Here is an 18,972-nt window from a genome sequence, read left to right as displayed (position 1 = left end):
GCCTTATTTAATAATAATATCCTTAAAACGTTTCATCGAAAACATCGAGAAATCTTGTTTTATTTTCTGATTCAAAATCATTTGACTCATCATTTCGCCAATAGCACTTGCAAACTTAAATCCATGCCCTGAAAAGCCAGCTGCTATTACAACATTGCTATGTTTTGGATGATAGTCAATAATAAAGTCTTCATCTGGTGTTTTTGTATATAGACATACCTTTCCTTGCTTCAACTGACCGTTTGCTTTCTTCATATATGTAGCGAGAAACGTTCTTAAATCTTCTTCATCTTCAGGGAATGAACTGAAGTCTCTGTTTACATTTGTTGGATCGACTAATAATCCACCGTCATGACGTCCCACTTTCAAACCAGAACCTTGAAAACTTGGAAATCCATAATACATCCCTTCAGGAACATCAAATGCAAAAGCTGGGTAGTTTTCAGATCTGTATAAATCCTCATTGGAGTCAAACCAAGCAAAGGTTTTTCGAACCGGTTGAAGTGGTAGGTTTAAACCTAAATTTGTAAGAATTTTTTTTGAACAAGCTCCTCCACTAATTACCAGGCACTCCCCGTAATAAGTATCTTTATTGCTCTTTACTTCTACCGTATTTGCATGAAGGTTTATATGTTTAGCTTCCGTATATGGGAGAACCTCGGCACCATGTTTAATAGCTAGTTCTCGGTAAGCCTTTAAACATGCTTCGGGAAACAACACACCAGAATTGCGTTCATAACAACCTATATAGTTAGAAGAGACGGTTATCCCTCTCCATCGATTTTCTATTTGAGATTTGTCTAAAGTTTCAAGTGACAACGAGAACGTTTCAGCACTTTTGATTAATTCTTTCATAAAGACAGATTCTGATTCACCAACACTTAATACGCCAGTCTGACGAAACAAATTTCTCCCTGACTCCTGTTCTAGTTCGTTCCAGAGTTCTTGTGCTCTAAGCGCTAATGGAACATAGCCACTCCCTTCCCCATATGCATGGCGAATAATACGCGTTTCACCATGGTGGCTTCCAAACGCATGAGGAGGATCTTGTGAATCAATTAGTAGAACCTTCTTCCCTTGCTTTGCTATATAATAACCAGCAGCCATCCCCATGGAGCCTGCACCTACAACAATACAATCATATTTCATTTTCATTCCCCTTGTTTAACCCATCTATCGACGAAGATAGTTTTGCATTTTTTTTAGCGACCACGTATTCATCACTGAATCTGATGGAAGCATAGCCTTTCTAGCTACAGCGGTTCCATAATCCATTAATTCTAATGATTCCTTGCTATGTGCATCTGTGTTAATGGCCAGAATAACACCAGCTTCTTCTGCTTTTTTAACCCAATAAGCAGATAAATCTAAACGATGCGGATTAGCATTTAACTCAAGTGCAGTATTTGTTTCTTTTGCCAATTGAATGAGCAATTCCACATCTACATTATAGCCGTCGCGACGACCAAGCAGTCGACCTGTTGGATGAGCGATTAAATCAACATGTTTGTTCTTTAGTGCAGTGGTTAATCGCTTCATGATCATTTCCCTGTCCTGTTGAAAGGACGAATGGATCGCAGCAATGACAAAGTCCACTTCAGCAAGGATGTCATCTTCATAATCAAGTGTACCATCAGGCAAAATATCCATTTCAATTCCTGTTAAAATCGTAAAGTCATCATATTGTTTGTTTAATTTTCGAATCTTTTCATGTTGTTCTTTTAAACGCTCAACCGATAGTCCGTTAGCAACTCTTAAATACTTTGAATGATCGGTTATGGCGATATACTCATACCCTCTTTTTCTTGCTGTTTCCGCCATATCCTCAATCGAGTGAGCTCCATCGCTCCACGTCGTATGCATGTGCAAATCACTGAGAATTTCTTCATTTGTTATATAGATCGGAGCCTTATCTTTTTTAGCAGCAAGCTCTACCTCACCTTGATCTTCCCTTGCTTCTGGTGGAATAAAAGGGAGATGAAAATGCGCAAAGAATTCCTTTTCATTCTGAAAGGTTTTTACTTCACCTGTTTCAACGTTTTCTACTCCATATTCACTTATGCTTTCCCCGCGCTTCTTTGCTAGTTGTCTCATTTTCACATTATGGTTTTTCGAACCGGTAAAATGATGAAGAGTCGTTGCAAACGCCTCTGGTAATACCATTCTAAAATCAACCGATACCGGAAAATCTGTCGTGATTTCTACAGAGACTTTCGTATCTCCACTAGCGATCACTTTACTAATTGCTTCAAGTCCAAGTAGCCGTGATTTCACCGTTTCTGGATCTGTTGTCGCAATGATAAAGTCTAGATCTTTCACCGTTTCGCTCATTCTACGTAAACTTCCTGCACGTGAAAAACGCTCGACTCCTTGCATGTCTGTTAAAGCGCGTTCAATTGCTTCTGCTATTGGTAGTACGAGGGGCAGAGCTAAACGTTCCGGACGCGTATTTGCTTCTTGAATTGCAATCAGAATTTTCTCTTCTGTTTTCTTCCCAAATCCGGCTAACGCTTGTACTTTCTTCTCTTCACACATTTGCTTGAGTGTCTCAATATTTATTACTTGTAACTCCTTGTATAGTTTCCCTATTTTCTTTCCTCCTAGACCAGGAAGCTTTAAAAGAGATAAAAGTCCAGGCGGAACTTCTTGTTGTAGCTCTTCTAACAAGGTAGACTTCCCTGTGTTTTTCAATTCCAAAATGACTTCTGCCGTCCCTTTTCCAATTCCATTTAACGAAGCTGGCTTTTCAATTTCATCTAATGTACGTTCATCTGACTCTAATGCTAATGCTGCCTTCCGATAAGCAGATATTTTAAAAGGGTTGTCTCCTTTAATTTCTAGATAGGTTGCAATCGTTTCAAGATAACGAATGACATCTTTTTTGTTCATATTCACCGTTCCTTTCTTTCTACTATCCATCATACCGATAGTTGGCAGACAAAATCAACGGTTGTCACTTAAGAAAAGCGACTGCGTCGGTTTTCTTATAGCAATAAGCGTAGCTGCTGCCCAGGATTCAAGTCAAACTACCAGTGGAGAATAGTCGTTTGACGCAAAGCGTGCGAACCATTTCCCTTCTTCGAGCAATCAAAAATCCTCCTCAATCATACCTTCACACTTGTTGAATCGTTATTCAAATTTTGTTATTTACCTTTAAAAAAAGGTATGGAAAAGAATGAGCATCCCTTTTCCATACCTTGATCTATATTATATATTGAACCATACGATGTTCGACTACAATTGATTATTTATCCATAGTTCTTTAAGCCACTCTGATAAAAATGGTGTATGGTTAAGCATGACTTGAACTACAATTGATCGTTGCATCACATCTTGAACAACTTCAATCGGTAGAAGTGCCACCACAAATAGTAGTACAAACAAAATAAGATACGTCTCTACAAAACATAATATTCCACCAAATAATTGATTAATCGAACGCAATATTGGTAAATGTGCAAGGAAATCCAGCATTGACCCTAGTAAATGTAGAACAATTTTTGTTGCGAAGAACAACATAGCAAAAGCAATTCCGGAATAGTAAACACCTTCAGCATCAAAAGTATTAATAATCATTCCGACCGTACTATCTGATGAAAATTGCGGGTATGGAATCCATAATCGAATATAGGTTGCAAGCTCCCCAAAGTATTTATAAGCGACTACGATGGCAACAACAAAACTTACTAGATGTATAATTTGGAGAATAAACCCTCTTCTTCTACCAATAAAGAAACTACAAAATAAGATAAATAGGATGAGAAAGCTAAGCATGTTATTCGTCTCCTGTCGTGCTTTCTTGGTTGATTTCTTCGTTTAACCTTTCATTTTCCTTAATTAACTTCATATAATCATCAACAATGTTAACGGCCGTTAATACAGCTAAACGGGTTGTATCAAGATAAGGGTTGCGTTTTTTTATTTCTCTCATTTTTCGATCCACTATATGAGCCACTTCTTTTACATGTGCCGGAGGCTCTTCACCGACGACTGTATACTGTTGACCATATATTGAAACAGATATCCGTTGCTTTCCTCTTTGCTTTGCCACGGAAAAGCCTCCTATCTGACAATCAAATCTATAACTCCATGAAAATCCTACATTCTATCATAACATGAAGATTTGGTTATTGAAACAAAGTGTTTGTAAGAAAATATGAGAATGAGTACACAAATCCATTCTTTGCACAGGTCAAAGAGGGAGAACCTTTTATTTTAACCGCGGAGATACATTCAAACAAATAAAAGGAAAAAAAGACTACCACGTCTAGTCAGCTTCATACATTGTGCAGCACTAGCGGGGTAGCCTCTTTGGTTCCTTTTTTTAGTCACAAAAAACAACTGAAAGGGATCCTTATCCTCTTAACGCAGCTCCTACATGTTCTTCAAGCATTTTCAATACTTGTGAATGTGCTTTTGTAACTTCCTCATCCGTTAACGTACGTTCTGGATCAAGATAAGTTAGTGAAAAGGCGAGCGACTTTTTTCCTTCTTCCATATGCTCACCCTCGTATAAATCAAAGAGTCGAACTTTTTTCAATAGTGCTCCTCCTGCCCAGCGAATAACAGCTTCCACTTCTCCAGCAGAACGATGACTGTCAACAACAAGAGCAATGTCACGAACCATCGCAGGGTATCGTGGTAAATTCTGATACACAACTGGCTTCGTTTCAAATTTCAGAAGAGCTTGTAATTCAAGCTCGTAAACGTATGTTTCTTTTAATCCTAATTCTTTTTGCAAAGCTGGATGTACTTGCCCGACAAAGCCCACTTCTTTCCCATTAAGCAAGACTCGTGCTGTTCTACCTGGGTGTAAGTCAGGCAATTTCGCTTGTTCAAATACAATTGGCTCAGTTAAGCCTAATTCTGCAAACAGACCTTCTAGAATTCCTTTTATAACATAGAAATCCACGGCCTTTTTCTCGCCTTGCCAGCTATGCTCATGCCATAAACCTGTCAAGGCACCTGCAACCATTTCTTTCTCTGTTGGTTGTTTCGTTAGTGTCTCTTCATCCATTAAGAAAACTGAACCAATTTCAAATACGTGTACATCTTGATTTTTTCGATTCACATTGTAGCTTAGAACATCAAATAGATGTGGTACTAAACTTGTTCGCATTGTACTTCGATCTTCACTCATTGGCATCGCCAGGCGAATTGGTGAGTTTATCGTTGTTTCAAATGCAAACCCTTTTGCTTTTTCAGGGCTCGTTAAGGAATACGTGATGACTTGAGATAAACCTGAACGTTCTAATACGCGACGAACATGACGTCTTTTTGTCTGATATTCAGTAAGAGCACCTTGAGTTGTTGCCCCTTTAGGAAGTGTAGTTGGAATATGATCATAACCATATAATCTTGCTACCTCTTCCATTAGATCTTCTTCAATTTGAATATCTGAACGACGAGAAGGAACGGTTACATGCAAGACATTGCCATCTTGCTCATACGTAAATCCTAACCTCGACATAAAAGAAGCTGCTTCTTCGATTGTCACACTCATCCCTAAACGATTGTTTACTCGGTCTAAATCAAGACGGACGGTTGCCATTTCATATGAAAGGACATCTTCCTCCACTACACCTGAAACAATAGTTCCACCAGTAAGCTCAGCAATCATAGCTGCTGCTCTTCGGCCAGCTGCCAGTACGCGGTCTTGATCGATACCTTTTTCATATCTTGTACTCGCATCACTTCTAAGCCCTAAGTCGCGGGAAGCTTTCCGAATCGTTGCCCCTTTAAAATAAGCTGCTTCTAAAAGTACAGTCGTCGTTCCATTATGGACCTCAGACGTCGCGCCACCCATTACACCAGCTATGGCTACAGGTTCGTTGCCATTTGTGATAACAAGGTGTTCATTTGAGAGCGTACGCTCTTGATCATCAAGCGTTACGATCTTTTCGCCATCTTTCGCGCGACGAACGACAACTTCTTTTGAACCAAATCGATCATAATCAAAGGCATGAAGTGGTTGACCATATTCAAGCAATACATAATTTGTTACATCAACAACATTGCTAATTGGACGAATCCCTGCTGCCATTAGACGATTTTGTAGCCAAAGAGGGGACGTGCCGACTTTTACGTCCTTAATGATTATCGCTCCGTAATATGGATTATCCTCACTTGCCTCAACTGTAACATTAATATAATTAGATGCCTCTTCTGCATTTGTTATGACATCAATGTTTGGCAACGTTACTTCTCGTTCATATAATGCCCCGACCTCATAGGCTACCCCTAACATATTCAAGCAGTCCGAACGGTTTGGTGTTAAATCTAATTCTAATACTTCATCATCGAGGTTGAGCGCACTAAGAGCGTCACTCCCTACTTCTACAGGATCTTGGAAGACATAAATCCCTTCAGCAAATTCTTTTTGAACGAGTTTGCTCTCAATTCCAAGCTCTTGCAATGAGCAGATCATACCTTGTGATACTTCACCACGAAGCTTTGCTTTTTTGATCTTGAAATTACCTGGAAGCACAGCCCCTACTTTTGCCACTGCAACATGTTGACCTGATGCTACATTCGGAGCACCACATACGATTTGTACAAGTTCATCTCCAATGTCCACTTGGCAAACATTTAATTTATCTGCATTTGGATGTTGCTTACATTCTTTTACAAACCCAACTACAACACCTGAAACCCCATGGTTTAATTGATGAACAAAATCAATTTCAATGCCGCCACGAGTCATTTTCTCTGCTATGTCAACAGCAGAAAGATCTTTAATATCAATATAATCTTGTAACCATTTATATGAGACTAACATGTATAATCCTCCTTTACACCCGTTTGAACTGTGCTAGAAAACGCATATCATTTGTATAAAAATGACGAATATCATCAATATCGTATTTTAACATTGCTAATCGCTCTACACCCATTCCAAATGCAAAGCCACTATATTTCGTTGAATCAAATCCACTCATTTCAAGAACACGTGGGTGAACCATACCAGCACCTAGCACTTCAATCCAACCCGATTGTTTACAAATACGACAACCGCTTCCACCACACATCCCACAAGACACATCAACTTCTACAGATGGTTCTGTAAATGGGAAGAAGCTTGGACGCAAACGGATTTGACGATCTTCTCCAAAAAATGATTTTGCAAATTGCTCTAACACACCTTTTAAATCACTCATTCGTACGTTTTTATCAACGAATAAACCTTCCATTTGCATAAATTGATGTGAGTGTGTTGCGTCATCATCATCACGGCGGAACACTTTGCCAGGACAGATAATTTTCACTGGCCCTTTACCTTTATGTATCTCCATCGTCCTCGCTTGCACAGGTGACGTGTGCGTACGCAACAGAAGTTCTTCAGTAAAATAGAAAGAATCTTGCATGTCTCTTGCTGGATGATCTTTCGGAAGATTTAACGCCTCGAAATTATAATAGTCTACTTCAATTTCTGGACCCTCTGCAACAGAAAATCCAAGTCCTAAAAACGCATTTTCTACTTCCTCAACTACTTGTGTTAATGGATGAGTTGAACCTCCTTGTACAGGTCGACCTGGCAAAGTCACATCTATGCTTTCACTTGCAAGCTGCAATTCAATCGCCGCTTGCTCGAGCTCAACTTCTTTTTGATTCACTTTTTCTTTAATCGCATCTCGAACGTCATTTGCCATTTGACCAATCACTGGTCGTTCCTCAGCTGAAAGCTTCCCCATGCCACGCAATACTTCTGTTATAGGACCTTTTTTGCCTAAATAAGCGACTCTAACTTCTTGCAATGCTTTAACATCTAAGGCTACTTCAACTTTTGCTAATGCCTCGTCACGCAAAGCTTCTAATCGTTCACGCATCATTTTGCCTCCTTTAATTTTACAGCTTGTCAAAATAAAATAATCTTTGACTCCATTATCTTTTTATTCGTTTGTTCAAAACGGTAAAAGACAACCGTTTTGATGATTAAATTGCAATGGCTACTCTCGCTACGCGTGATCTATAAGAAAACCACTTATAGATCACTTTACACACAGTAGCGGCTCCACTCATTGCTGCGAGTTTGTTCAAAACGGTAAAAGACAACCGTTTTGAACAAACTCTTTAACCAAAATAAAGAGCCTTCGCTCCCGCAAAAGGGACGAAGACTCGTGGTACCACCCTTATTAATGAGGAAGTGACTAAAGCCTCATTATCTTCATTGCTGTAACGGTCGAAACCGGAACACCTTCACAAGATTCACTTGTGATCCAGTGTCTGCTCCAGAGTGAATTCGGACTTTCCTTCCATAAAAATGCTTTCAGTCTAAGGCATTTTCTCCCTGAATGGCGGTTAAAGACGTACTACTCTCTTTCGATGCATTTTTAATATATCGTTGATTTATTTATTATAGTGAATATGGAATCGTGATGCAACCGTCTTTTCGACTTTATCCCCTTAAATAATACAATAAAATTCCTGCTGCTACAGCAACATTTAATGATTCAGCATGACCATGAATCGGAATGTAAATATTTTGATCTGTTATTTCCAGTAACGACTTTGCTACTCCTTCGCCTTCATTTCCCATAATTAAAGCAAATTGAGCTTGTGGCTGTATGGCGGAGTATGAGCTTGCTCCTTCAAGTGCTGTTCCAAATACAGGAATAGAGGCTTTTTTTAATGCTTCTATCCATATCTCTAAAGGCCCTTTTACAACAGGGAGGTGAAAAATAGACCCTTGGGATGCACGAATCACTTTACTGTTTAATACATCGACACTCCCTTCACCAAGTACAACCCCAGTCATCCCAGCAGCATCTGCCGTCCGAATCATTGTTCCTAGATTTCCTGGATCTTGAATCCGATCTAATAACAAGTATCGACCTTCTAAGCTTTTAACAGTAGGGGGAGAAGGAATGATACAGACAGCTGCAATTCCTTGTGGTGACTCTGTTTCAGACAGTTCCTTCATCACTTGTTCACTAACCAAAATGACATCTTGGTTTTGCACTGATAATGTAGACGGTAGAACTATTGCTTCTGTCATTAATATATATTCTACGACCATTTCTGCCTTTATTGCTTCTTCTACAAGGTGATAGCCTTCAACGAGAAATCGTCCAGATGTTTCTCTTCCTTTTCTCGTATGTAATTTTTTCCAACGTTTTACGTGGTCATTTTTCACTGAATCTATTCGTTTCATGCTCTGCTCCTTTAAACACTTCTTTCTCATTTCATCCATCATACCCATTTTTTTCGTCATAATCCAGCCCATGCTGATACATACTAATAAGAGATTCATTATTATCATCCAAAAAGGAGTGTAACAACATGGGATTTAATTTACGCGGGGCAATTATGTCCAACATTCAAGGAAACTCAGAACAAGAAGTGGAAGCAACGATTGTTGATGCTGTTCAAAGAGGTGAAGAAAAGATGCTTCCAGGCTTAGGTGTTATGTTTGAAGTATTTTGGAAAAATGCTAGCGAGCAACAAAAAGACGAAGTATGCCAGCAAATCAGTCAAGGTTTACAGTAAATAGAAAAGCATGAGTAGTGCTATGCGCTTCTCATGCTTTTTTTCTGTTCAAAATAAATTCTTCATTTAAGCTCTACAGAAGACCTTATCTTTACTTACGTTCTTATGGTACATTGTAATTAAAAACGATTGGAGCGATAGTTTGAACAAACGGAAAAAAGGATTACGCTTGCAAACAACAATCATTTTACTCGTTTGCAGTGTTGTACTTGTCGTCTTAATTGTTACTCATTTATTAATTGGAATTAAACTAACAGAAACAACAAGGGAATCTGAAGGAGAAAAAGCGATGACCGTTGCAAGAACGGTCGCACACTCTCCCTACATCATTTCAGCTATGAAAAATGAACGACCTAAAGAAGAGATCCAAGACTATGTAGAAGAGCTAAGAACACTAACATTTGTTGACTTTATTGTTGTTTTAGATATGAATGGGATCCGCCAATCCCATCCTGACCGTAGTAAAATTGGAGAACCTTTTGTCGGTGGAGATGAGATCTTTGCATTAGAAGGCAATGAACATATATCAATCTCACAAGGAACCCTTGGGCGTTCACTGCGTGCGTTCGCTCCTTTATATGATGAAACAGGAAACCAACTTGGGGCAGTTGCAGTCGGAATTGCTATCGAAAGCGTTGCTCAGGCAACCGGAAAGAATCGAAGTATCTTATACATAGGAATGGTAGTCGGCCTCCTTATTGGAATCTTAGGAGCTACTCTTTTAGCAAAAAGAATTAAACGTATTTTATTCGGATTAGAGCCAGCAACAATTGCCCAAATGCTAGAAGAACAAAACGCCATGCTAGAATCAACAAGAGAAGGAATCCTAACAGTTAATCAATATGGGCAAATCACCTTAGCGAATGCTCAAGCTAATCAATTATTTTCTAAAGCTCGAGTTCAGACGAAAGTACTTGGTGAGCCAATCGAACACTACATGCCTATTGTTGTTCAAGTGCTTAACTCAGGTGAACCAACCTTCGATTATGAAATGGACTTAAACGGTGTAACGATTGTTATTAATAGTACCCCTCTGTATGTTAATCAACAACTTGTTGGTGTCGTATCAACATTTCGAGACAAAACAGAGATTAAAATGCTAGCTGAACAATTATCTGGTGTGAAGTCTTATGCGAATGCTCTCCGTGCGCAAACTCATGAATTTATGAATAAGTTACATGTTATAATGGGCATGGTTCATTTAAAAGCAATAGAGGAGATTCCTCCCTATATTATGAACTTAACGAATAGTTACCAACAAGAAGTTGGATTTGTCTCTCAACTTATAAAGGACCCTGTATTAGCTGGTTTTTTATTAGGAAAGATGAGTTATGCGAGGGAAAATGGGTGTAATTTACTGCTAGTTCAAGAAACAGTCTTACCTAAGCCACAACAAGCCGAATTGACACACGAAGTGATTAAAATAGTAGGAAACTTAATCGACAACTCTTTGCAAGCCATCGAAAAACAGCATGAAAAAATTGTAAAAGTAACTCTCATCTACAAAGAAAAAGAACAAACCCTAGAGATAACCGTCTCTGATTCTGGAAGTGGGATCGATCCACGGTTACAGGCAAAAGTTTTCAAAAAAGGATTTTCTACAAAAGGAGAAAACCGAGGACTTGGGCTTTATTTAATTAAACAAAGTGTAACTCGTTTAAATGGACAAATATCCATTGATTCCAAAAAGGAGGAAGGGACAACAGTAATCGTTTGCTTACCTTATCCATCTAAGGGGGATGACATTGATTAATGTAATGATCGTAGAAGATGATCCGATGGTAGCAGAATTTAATAAACGTTATTTAGAACAAATAGATGGCTTTCATTTAGTTCGAATTATTCACTCAGCGGATAACGCCTTCACATATCTTCAGGATGAAACACTTGACCTTCTCTTACTTGATATTTATATGCCAGGAAGTACCGGATTGGAGTTAATTGAAAAAATAAGGAAAAGCGGAAGCTTATTAGACATTATTGTGATTTCTGCAGCTAGAGATGCTGACAGTATAAAGAAAGCACTACGCTACGGAGCGGTTGATTATTTAATAAAACCATTTGAATTCCAACGATTTTATCAAGCATTAACTACCTACCGAGAACGAACTACCGCGGAGAAAGAAAAGCAGTCATTTAATCAAGCAGAAGTAGACCAACTCCTTTTAAACCGGACTCTAATAGAAAAACATTCTTCTTTACCGAAAGGCTTAACGAGGGCAACATTACAAATTGTAATTGATAAAATTGAAACAATATCTGGTGACTTTACAACTGATCAGTTAGCTAATGAGATTGGTATGTCTCGTGTTTCTATGCGCAAATATTTACATTTTTTAGATGAGATCGATGTTTTATCTAAAGAGGTCAGCTATGGTTCAGTTGGAAGGCCTGTCTTTTACTATACTTACCATTCAAAAAATGAAAATTTGCTTCGGCGCTTTCTGTAGGTGATATTGTGATCACCTACTTTTTTTAATTACTTAATGATTATTAAAGTTTATTAACCTTTCTAAATTGTTATGTTTCTTTACAATGATTAGTAAGCAATATTTCTGAATGTTCAACAATTGATCGCGTAATCAGGATTACCCTTGACTATCTCATTAATTTGAGTCAAGAAAGTAAAGAGACAATCAAAAAAGAAAGCGTTTTCTAAACTATGCGTACTGGAGGAGAAAACAATGAGTCAACCTATTCGAAAAGTAGAACATGAACTAACACCAAAGAAAATCCAGAAACAAACACAACCATCTATTCCGAATCAAAAGCAACCTTTATCTCTTGTTGGAACACCGTTCCCTTGGTTCCTTATTTTTGCAGCAATCTCTTTAACGTCCATGTATACTGGCAGCTTACCAGGTGGCATGATTGGTAGTTTAATTATTATGATTGTTTTAGGTGAATTGCTCGGTTGGATCGGTAACCATACACCTATCGTAAAAAGTTACTTTGGTGGCGGAGCGATTATTGCTATTTTTGGCGCCGCTTACATGGTTTATGCTGGTTTATTGCCTGAGACAACCATTACAATGATTACTAATTTTATGCAAGGCGGAGAATTTCTGAATTTTTATATCGCTGCACTTATTACTGGGAGTATTCTTGGAATGAATTCAAAAACATTAATTCAAGCAGGTTCTAGATTTATTCTTCCACTTCTTGCAAGTGTAACAGGCGCTATGTTACTCGCTGGTATCGCTGGTTTTCTTGTTGGGTGGGATTTTCTTGAAGCTGTACTTATTATCGCAGTTCCAATTATGGGAGGCGGTATGGGGGCTGGTGCGGTTCCGATGTCCCAAATTTATTCAGAGTTAATGGGCAATGATCCTGGTTATTATATTTCTTTACTTGTTCCTGCCCTCGCACTCGGTAATGTATTCGCGATTATTTTTGCTAGTCTATTAAATGTATTAGGAAACAAAAAGCCTTCATTAACTGGGAATGGACAAATTATGAAAGGCTTCTCGCTTGAAAAAGATAAGGAATTAAAATTAAGTCTTGAAAAAATGGGAGCTGGTCTCCTTGCTGCCTTAACATTTTTTGTAGCTGGACAAATTTTAGGCATGTTTATCCCTTTACATCCTTACGCATTGATGATTGTCTTGGTTGCAGTTGTGAAAATTTTAAATCTACTTCCTAAAGTCGTCGAAGAAGGTGCCAATCAATGGTATCAATTTGTTGCTAAAACGTGGACGTTTGCTCTATTAATTGGAATCGGAATTGCTTATACGGACCTTAATGCTGTCATCCAAGCACTTAGCTTACAATATATCGTTATTGTATTCTCAGTAGTACTCGGAGCTGTTATTGGTTCTGCTGTAGTTGGACGAATGGTTGGTTTATACCCAATCGAATCAGCTATTACTGCTGGTCTTTGCATGGCTAACATGGGAGGTACAGGAGACGTTGCTGTTTTATCTGCAGCAAGAAGAATGGAGTTAATGCCATTTGCTCAAATTTCTTCACGTTTAGGCGGAGCGTTAATTCTATTACTTGCAGGTATCCTTATTCCAATGCTACTTTAGGTGAATTAGAAAAAAGAGAACTCAGCCTGTCTGAGTTCTCTTTTTTGGAATTGCAATGGCTTCTCTCAACTAGCGCGCCTGTTAGGAGAAACCCACTCCTAACTGGCTTAAAACCTTGCAGCGGTTCCGCTCATTGCTGCGAGGTAGAACCAAAAGGGAAAACCACCCTTTTGGTTCTACCTCTTTAGTTAAACGTAATCTTTTCAACTGTTTCTTTATCGAGCTTTTTAATTACTTCGACGATCAGCTTTACTGTATTTTCGTAATCATCGCGGTGTAGCATGGCTGCGTGTGTATGAATGTATCGTGTAGCAACTGTAATGGATAATGCAGGAACTCCGTTGGCCGTTAAGTGAATTGCACCTGAGTCTGTACCTCCTCCTGCCATTGAATCAAATTGGTAAGGAATATTATGTTCATCTGCCGTGTCTGTGACAAAATCACGTAATCCTTTATGAGAAATCATCGATGCGTCGTATAGAACGATTTGTGGACCATCTCCCATTTTGGCGAGAGCTTCTTTCTCGGTAACACCAGGTGTATCGCCTGCAATTCCTACATCAACTCCAAATCCAATATCCGGCTTAATTAAATGAGCGGACGTTCTGGCCCCTCGAAGCCCTACTTCTTCTTGTACCGTTCCGACTCCATACACCGTGTTCGGATGATCGACTCCCTGTAATTCACGTAATACATCAATAGCAATGGCACAACCAATGCGGTTATCCCATGCTTTTGCCATTAGAAGCTTTTCGTTTTTCATTACAGTAAATTCGCAAACAGGTACGACAGAATCACCAGGACGCACTCCAAATTCCATTGCTTCTTCTTTGCTTGTAGCACCGATATCAATAAACATATCTTTTTTATCGACTGGCTTTTTACGTGCTTCAGGAGCAAGAATGTGAGGTGGCTTTGAACCGATTACACCAGGAACATTCCCTTTTCTCGTTATAATTGTCACACGTTGAGCAAGCATTACTTGCTCCCACCAACCACCAACTGTTTGAAAGCGTAAGAACCCTTTATCATCAATACTTGTTACCATGAAACCAATTTCATCTAGGTGACCAGCTACCATGATTTTAGGTCCATCAGCCTTCCCTGTTTTCTTCGCAACGAGACTTCCAAGCTTGTCTGTTGTTACTTCATCAGCAAACGGCGTAATATACTTCGTCATGACCTCACGTACTTCGCGTTCATTTCCTGGAACACCATTGGCATCTGTTAAGTCTTTTAGCATTTGCAGTCGTTCATCAAGATTTGACATATGTATACCCTCCTCCAATATCCTACAATTTAAGTATACAGAAAACGATTTCACTACTCAAATAAACTAACAGAAATTCTACTAGTACCCTTCATCTTGACGTTGATGATTCACTTTATTTTTGTGTAAATAGGATTCTTCGATTTCAGCATGAGAAAAACCAAGTTGATTTCCCAATTGAAGAAATGAATCCACCAATTGTTGATATTGGTCTTTCGTTCGATGCATATCAAGTTGATGTGTTTGTTTCATAATGAGAAGAAACTGTTTGGTTACTGATTGATCTAAGTTGCCAGAATCATTCAACTTTATATTTTCAAAGCCAAGTGATAATCCTAGTGTTAACACAAAATGCAAACCATCTACATACTCTTCCAATATAACAGAACGTTCAGATGAAGATTTCCGACTCCAATATTTGAAGCATCTCGTTTCATTCGCAAGTTCTCCTACCTCCACTAGAAAAGCGAGCAGTTTTTCTTTAAATAAATCTTGTTCCTTCAGCTGATGTTCTTCTACAATTCGATCATTCAGCTGCTTTTGAATCGTAAATAATACTTGAATATTCATCTATTCACTCCTTTACTTATTAATTATAACAATTTTTTTTTCAAATTCACGCAACCAAACGATAACTCATTCGTAAAACAATAAGAGAGCTTTACTTTTTTTATAAAACTGTGTCAAAATTTAATTAATCAAATCGAACACTAGTTACCTCATAAGGAGGAAATATATATTATGGTAATTTTATTTCGATTATTGCTATTAGTTGCTCTTATTGTGCTTGCATACACAGCTTTTAAGTATTTATTCCACCCTAGGCGCAAACTAGAACAAGCTCATGACCGCAAGCAATTTTATTTTTACGATGATGATAAAGATGTACGGAAAAATTTTCTTATTACGTACAAAGGAGTCATGTTTGAGGGAGAAAAATATCTAGGTACGACCGACCAATCGTTTGAGATTATTTCCATTTACGTTTGGGCAAAACACACAGATCAGTTAACTGGCTTAAATAAGGAAGACTTTCATTTTATAGCCGATGATATTCATTTACGTTATCCAAACGCTAAAGTAGAATGGAAAAGTCCAATAAAAGAGCTGTTACGAAAATAATGTTGAGTTCAACGCATGACAATAATAGGTCATGCGTATCTTTTGCTGCTTACAAAAAAGATGATGAGCATCGTGACTCATCATCTTTTTTATGAATTCTTCGGAGAGAAGAATTCATCCCACCTAATATTAGTTCGTTTCTTTCGGAAGAACAGAAACAAAAGAGATAAAAATATGGCAAAGACAACCGTTCCCGCTAGGGGAAGTTCATGAATCATGTCTCCAAAAGCCGTGTAAACGACAGCTGGAGGAATACTTACAAGAAAAGAATATTTCGTATATTCTTTTACATTTTTTGTTGACTCTATTAAATATAACGAAACAAGATGAAAATGAATAAAAGGCATTAGTCTCATTATCATCATTTGTGGCAATGTTAACTGATGTTTGCCTTTTAAAAATCGTTGCTTCAGCGCAGTTAGTTTATCTTTCATGCTAGGAAGAATTTGAATAAGTCCATAAAAGACAAGACTGACAGCAGTAAGTCCAAAGATTGAATAAAGCGATCCGTATAATGTTCCAAACAAGTAACCTCCCAGTAAGCAAATAAGTAATACGGGAATGAAAAGTACTTGCCTAAACACGTGGAGCAAGACAAAAAACAACGGAGCAAACCAACCACTTTGTTCAATAAATAAGAATGAACGCTCTAATAACTCCTCCATTTCAAGTCCCCCTCTCTCTACTCTATGCTTAACTAGATAATAAGATGAAGACAACTACGGTCAATTGCGCTATAAATATTAACGGAATTCCAATAGTAAAGCTTTTGTGCTTTGTTTTATGTCGGAATGTTTTCATTCCAGCATATATTCCCAAACTCCCACCAATGACGGCGAACATAAACAAGCTTCGTTCTGGTACTCTTCTCTCGCGTCGTTTCGCTCTGTCCTTGTCCACTCCCATTACAATAAAAGCTAGTATATTTATTATAATAATACAGATGATTAGGATTATTATTAACACCTCCAATTAATGCCACAAAATACTAGAATGAGCAACATCTCAATAGTAAATCTAATAAACTAAGTTTTGCATTAAGAGTTTACTTTGACTAAATGTATTCTTTTCTTTGCTTTTAGAATAGCACAATCATACTTGAACTGGCATGAGTTTAGTAATCTTTTAATAAATAGCGAAATAAGTTCTCTTAAACATCATTTTTAAAAATAAAAAAAAACGCGACATAAGCCGCGCTTTTTATTGTTATGCATTAAGACTTGCTTTTGCTTTTTCAGCAAGTTGTGCAAATGACTGTTCGTCAGTAACAGCAAGTTCAGCAAGCATTTTACGGTTAACATTGATATCAGCAAGCTTCAACCCGTGCATGAAACGGCTATAAGAAAGACCGTTCATACGTGCAGCTGCATTGATACGAGTAATCCATAGCTTACGGAAGTCACGCTTCTTGTTGCGACGATCGCGGTAAGCGTATAGTAAAGATTTCATTACCTGTCCTTGCGCTGATTTAAATAATGTATGTTTAGAACCGTAATACCCTTTAGCTAACTTTAATACCTTCTTACGACGACGACGAGCGACATAACCGCCTTTTACTCTTGGCATCGAAGTTCCCTCCTTTTTCTTTCAAAACGAAATCAATTATTTTTTGTACGTTAACATTTGACGAATGCGTTTGAAGTCACCAGAATGAACCATTCCAGCTTTGCGTAACTTACGCTTTTGCTTTGTTGACTTGTTACCGAATAAGTGACTAGTAAATGCGTGTGAACGTTTAAGCTTTCCAGATCCAGTCTTCTTGAAACGCTTAGCTGCTCCACGGTGAGTTTTCATTTTTGGCATAACTCAGGTCCTCCCTTTTATCTTGTTCAAGCAAAGATATTACTTTTCAGTTTTAGGAGCTAAGATAAGAAACATGCTACGACCTTCCATCTTAGGCATTGATTCAACCGTTGCAATATCTTCACATTCTTTTGCAAGACGCTCTAAAACTTTCCGTCCAATTTGAGAATGAGTAATGGCACGTCCACGAAAGCGGATCGCAGCTTTTACTTTATCTCCTTTTTCAAGGAACTTTCGAGCATTACGAAGCTTCGTATTAAAATCATTATCCTCGATATTCGGGCTCAGACGAACCTCTTTCACGTTGATAATCTTTTGTTTCTTACGAGCTTCTTTGTCTTTCTTTTGTTGCTCATAACGGAATTTTCCGTAGTCCATAATACGACACACAGGCGGTTTCGCAGTTGGAGCAACACATACTAAGTCAAGGTTGACGTTTTGTGCCATCTCAAGTGCTTCTTGTTTAGATTTAACGCCGACTTGATCGCCGTTCGCTCCAATAAGACGTACTTCACGTGCACGAATCCCTTCATTGACCAACATGTCTTTACTAATAATGAGCCACCTCCAAAGGATTTTAACGAATCAAAGCAAAGTCTCGCATGGCTATTTTCATAGCTTTCATGCACCTTCTTCAAGTACAAAAAAAGTGTGGGCGTATTGCGCCCACACTTTGTCCATTTGTTCTTCAAATGAAACTGATTCATACCTGTAAACTGCTAATGCGTCAATCAGGTGAGAAGCGGGCGCTTCTGCTTGCTTTGTTTCCAATGTTAAATTGTTTACTAAGTGACTATACCATAACCATTGAAAGGCGTCAACTCTTTAGTGGCCGACTTAATTATTCTAACCGTAAACTTCTGTGAATGCAATCATTAATTTAAGAGAGACCTCAAAAAGGTTGTTTTCTCCTTTTTGAGGTCTCTCTTGCAATGAGTGGAGCCGCTGCTTTCTTTTAAGTCCACTAGGAGTGCTCTTCTCCTAGTGAACTCGCAGCGTGCGGATCCATTGCCAGTCTTTCCGCTACGAATTGATCACCTCAAACAGGTCGCTTTTTCCCTTTTTGAGGCTGTCTTAGCAATCAGTGAGCCGCTGCTTTCTTTTAAGTTCACTAGGAGTGCTCTTCTCCTAGTGAACGCGCAGCGTGCGGATCCATTGCCAGTCTTTCCGCTACGAATTGATCACCTCAAACAGGTCGCTTTTTCCCTTTTTGAGGCTGTCTTAGCAATCAGTGGAGCCGCTGCTTTCTTTTAAGTCCACTAG

Annotated in this window: 20 protein-coding genes and 2 other annotated features; of the genes, 6 read left to right on the top strand and 14 right to left on the bottom strand. The window is 38.5% G+C overall.

Going from position 1 to position 18,972, the window contains the following annotated elements; translation table 11 throughout:
* Positions 1 to 3 precede the first annotated feature (3 nt).
* The 7 genes from solA to SLH51_RS04070 all read right to left on the bottom strand — a co-directional run bounded on the left by solA (position 4) and on the right by SLH51_RS04070 (position 9,151).
* On the bottom strand, positions 4 to 1,155 hold the full coding sequence (gene solA / locus SLH51_RS04100) for an N-methyl-L-tryptophan oxidase (protein ID WP_335959317.1): 1,152 nt from the start codon (positions 1,153 to 1,155) through the stop codon (positions 4 to 6).
* A gap of 18 nt (positions 1,156 to 1,173) precedes the next feature.
* Entirely contained in the window at positions 1,174 to 2,895 is a 1,722-nt protein-coding gene (polX, locus tag SLH51_RS04095) for a DNA polymerase/3'-5' exonuclease PolX (RefSeq protein ID WP_335959315.1), read from the bottom strand.
* Positions 2,896 to 3,234: 339 nt separating this feature from the next.
* Positions 3,235 to 3,774 carry a CvpA family protein gene (locus SLH51_RS04090; RefSeq protein ID WP_335959314.1) on the bottom strand — a complete coding sequence of 180 codons (540 nt, stop codon included), beginning with the start codon at positions 3,772 to 3,774 and terminating at the stop codon, positions 3,235 to 3,237.
* A gap of 1 nt (position 3,775) precedes the next feature.
* Positions 3,776 to 4,051, bottom strand: coding sequence for a cell division protein ZapA (gene zapA, locus SLH51_RS04085; RefSeq protein WP_335959313.1), 276 nt, complete (start codon positions 4,049 to 4,051; stop codon positions 3,776 to 3,778).
* A 303-nt stretch (positions 4,052 to 4,354) separates the two neighbouring features.
* Entirely contained in the window at positions 4,355 to 6,778 is a 2,424-nt protein-coding gene (gene pheT, locus SLH51_RS04080) for a phenylalanine--tRNA ligase subunit beta (RefSeq protein WP_335959312.1), read from the bottom strand.
* Positions 6,779 to 6,791: 13 nt separating this feature from the next.
* Positions 6,792 to 7,826, bottom strand: a complete 1,035-nt coding sequence (gene pheS / locus SLH51_RS04075) for a phenylalanine--tRNA ligase subunit alpha (protein WP_335959487.1) — start codon at positions 7,824 to 7,826, stop codon at positions 6,792 to 6,794.
* Positions 7,827 to 8,100: 274 nt separating this feature from the next.
* Positions 8,101 to 8,332, bottom strand: a binding site (T-box leader).
* Between the two features lie 63 nt (positions 8,333 to 8,395).
* Positions 8,396 to 9,151, bottom strand: a complete 756-nt coding sequence (locus SLH51_RS04070) for a TrmH family RNA methyltransferase (RefSeq protein WP_335959486.1) — start codon at positions 9,149 to 9,151, stop codon at positions 8,396 to 8,398.
* Positions 9,152 to 9,279: 128 nt separating this feature from the next.
* Between SLH51_RS04070 and sspI the strand changes: the two genes are divergently transcribed.
* The 4 genes from sspI to SLH51_RS04050 all read left to right on the top strand — a co-directional run bounded on the left by sspI (position 9,280) and on the right by SLH51_RS04050 (position 13,514).
* On the top strand, positions 9,280 to 9,486 hold the full coding sequence (sspI, locus tag SLH51_RS04065) for a small acid-soluble spore protein SspI (protein ID WP_335959310.1): 207 nt from the start codon (positions 9,280 to 9,282) through the stop codon (positions 9,484 to 9,486).
* 142 nt (positions 9,487 to 9,628) lie between these two features.
* Complete coding sequence (dcuS, locus tag SLH51_RS04060; RefSeq protein ID WP_335959309.1) at positions 9,629 to 11,239, top strand: DcuS/MalK family sensor histidine kinase; 1,611 nt, start codon at positions 9,629 to 9,631, stop codon at positions 11,237 to 11,239.
* Positions 11,226 to 11,936, top strand: a complete 711-nt coding sequence (locus SLH51_RS04055; protein ID WP_335959308.1) for a response regulator — start codon at positions 11,226 to 11,228, stop codon at positions 11,934 to 11,936. Before dcuS ends, SLH51_RS04055 begins: the two co-directional genes overlap by 14 nt.
* 234 nt (positions 11,937 to 12,170) lie before the next feature.
* The gene (locus tag SLH51_RS04050; RefSeq protein ID WP_335959307.1) at positions 12,171 to 13,514 is read left to right on the top strand and encodes a 2-hydroxycarboxylate transporter family protein; all 1,344 of its coding nucleotides are present in this window, start codon (positions 12,171 to 12,173) and stop codon (positions 13,512 to 13,514) included.
* 184 nt (positions 13,515 to 13,698) lie between these two features.
* Here SLH51_RS04050 and SLH51_RS04045 read toward each other — a convergent pair whose 3' ends face one another.
* Positions 13,699 to 14,784, bottom strand: coding sequence for a M42 family metallopeptidase (locus SLH51_RS04045; RefSeq protein WP_335959306.1), 1,086 nt, complete (start codon positions 14,782 to 14,784; stop codon positions 13,699 to 13,701).
* 81 nt (positions 14,785 to 14,865) lie between these two features.
* Complete coding sequence (locus SLH51_RS04040; protein WP_335959304.1) at positions 14,866 to 15,354, bottom strand: dUTP diphosphatase; 489 nt, start codon at positions 15,352 to 15,354, stop codon at positions 14,866 to 14,868.
* A 171-nt stretch (positions 15,355 to 15,525) separates the two neighbouring features.
* Between SLH51_RS04040 and SLH51_RS04035 the strand changes: the two genes are divergently transcribed.
* Positions 15,526 to 15,906: a sigma-w pathway protein ysdB gene (locus SLH51_RS04035; RefSeq protein WP_335959303.1), complete on the top strand. Its 381-nt coding sequence runs from the start codon at positions 15,526 to 15,528 to the stop codon at positions 15,904 to 15,906.
* A gap of 89 nt (positions 15,907 to 15,995) precedes the next feature.
* On the opposite strand, the gene SLH51_RS04030 is transcribed toward SLH51_RS04035, so the two are convergent.
* From SLH51_RS04030 to infC, 5 genes are all read right to left on the bottom strand, one after another.
* Positions 15,996 to 16,571 carry a TVP38/TMEM64 family protein gene (locus SLH51_RS04030; protein ID WP_335959302.1) on the bottom strand — a complete coding sequence of 192 codons (576 nt, stop codon included), beginning with the start codon at positions 16,569 to 16,571 and terminating at the stop codon, positions 15,996 to 15,998.
* 28 nt (positions 16,572 to 16,599) lie between these two features.
* Complete coding sequence (locus SLH51_RS04025) at positions 16,600 to 16,872, bottom strand: DUF1294 domain-containing protein (RefSeq protein WP_335959484.1); 273 nt, start codon at positions 16,870 to 16,872, stop codon at positions 16,600 to 16,602.
* A 240-nt stretch (positions 16,873 to 17,112) separates the two neighbouring features.
* A complete protein-coding gene (rplT, locus tag SLH51_RS04020) occupies positions 17,113 to 17,472 on the bottom strand; it encodes a 50S ribosomal protein L20 (protein ID WP_034750879.1) in 360 nt (119 codons plus the stop codon).
* Between the two features lie 36 nt (positions 17,473 to 17,508).
* A complete protein-coding gene (gene rpmI / locus SLH51_RS04015) occupies positions 17,509 to 17,709 on the bottom strand; it encodes a 50S ribosomal protein L35 (protein WP_332689724.1) in 201 nt (66 codons plus the stop codon).
* A 39-nt stretch (positions 17,710 to 17,748) separates the two neighbouring features.
* Positions 17,749 to 18,252, bottom strand: coding sequence for a translation initiation factor IF-3 (gene infC, locus SLH51_RS04010; protein ID WP_335959301.1), 504 nt, complete (start codon positions 18,250 to 18,252; stop codon positions 17,749 to 17,751).
* A gap of 94 nt (positions 18,253 to 18,346) precedes the next feature.
* Positions 18,347 to 18,473, bottom strand: a sequence feature (ribosomal protein L20 leader region).
* Positions 18,474 to 18,693: 220 nt separating this feature from the next.
* On the opposite strand from infC, the gene SLH51_RS04005 reads away from it, so the two are divergent.
* A complete protein-coding gene (locus SLH51_RS04005) occupies positions 18,694 to 18,963 on the top strand; it encodes a hypothetical protein (protein WP_335959299.1) in 270 nt (89 codons plus the stop codon).
* Positions 18,964 to 18,972: the final 9 nt, after the last annotated feature.

The organism is Halalkalibacter kiskunsagensis (genome assembly GCF_037027555.1).
Classification (GTDB): domain Bacteria; phylum Bacillota; class Bacilli; order Bacillales; family Bacillaceae_D; genus Halalkalibacter; species Halalkalibacter kiskunsagensis.
The sequence above is the reverse complement of the archived record's forward strand: the minus strand, read 5'-3'. Positions and strand labels throughout refer to the sequence as shown.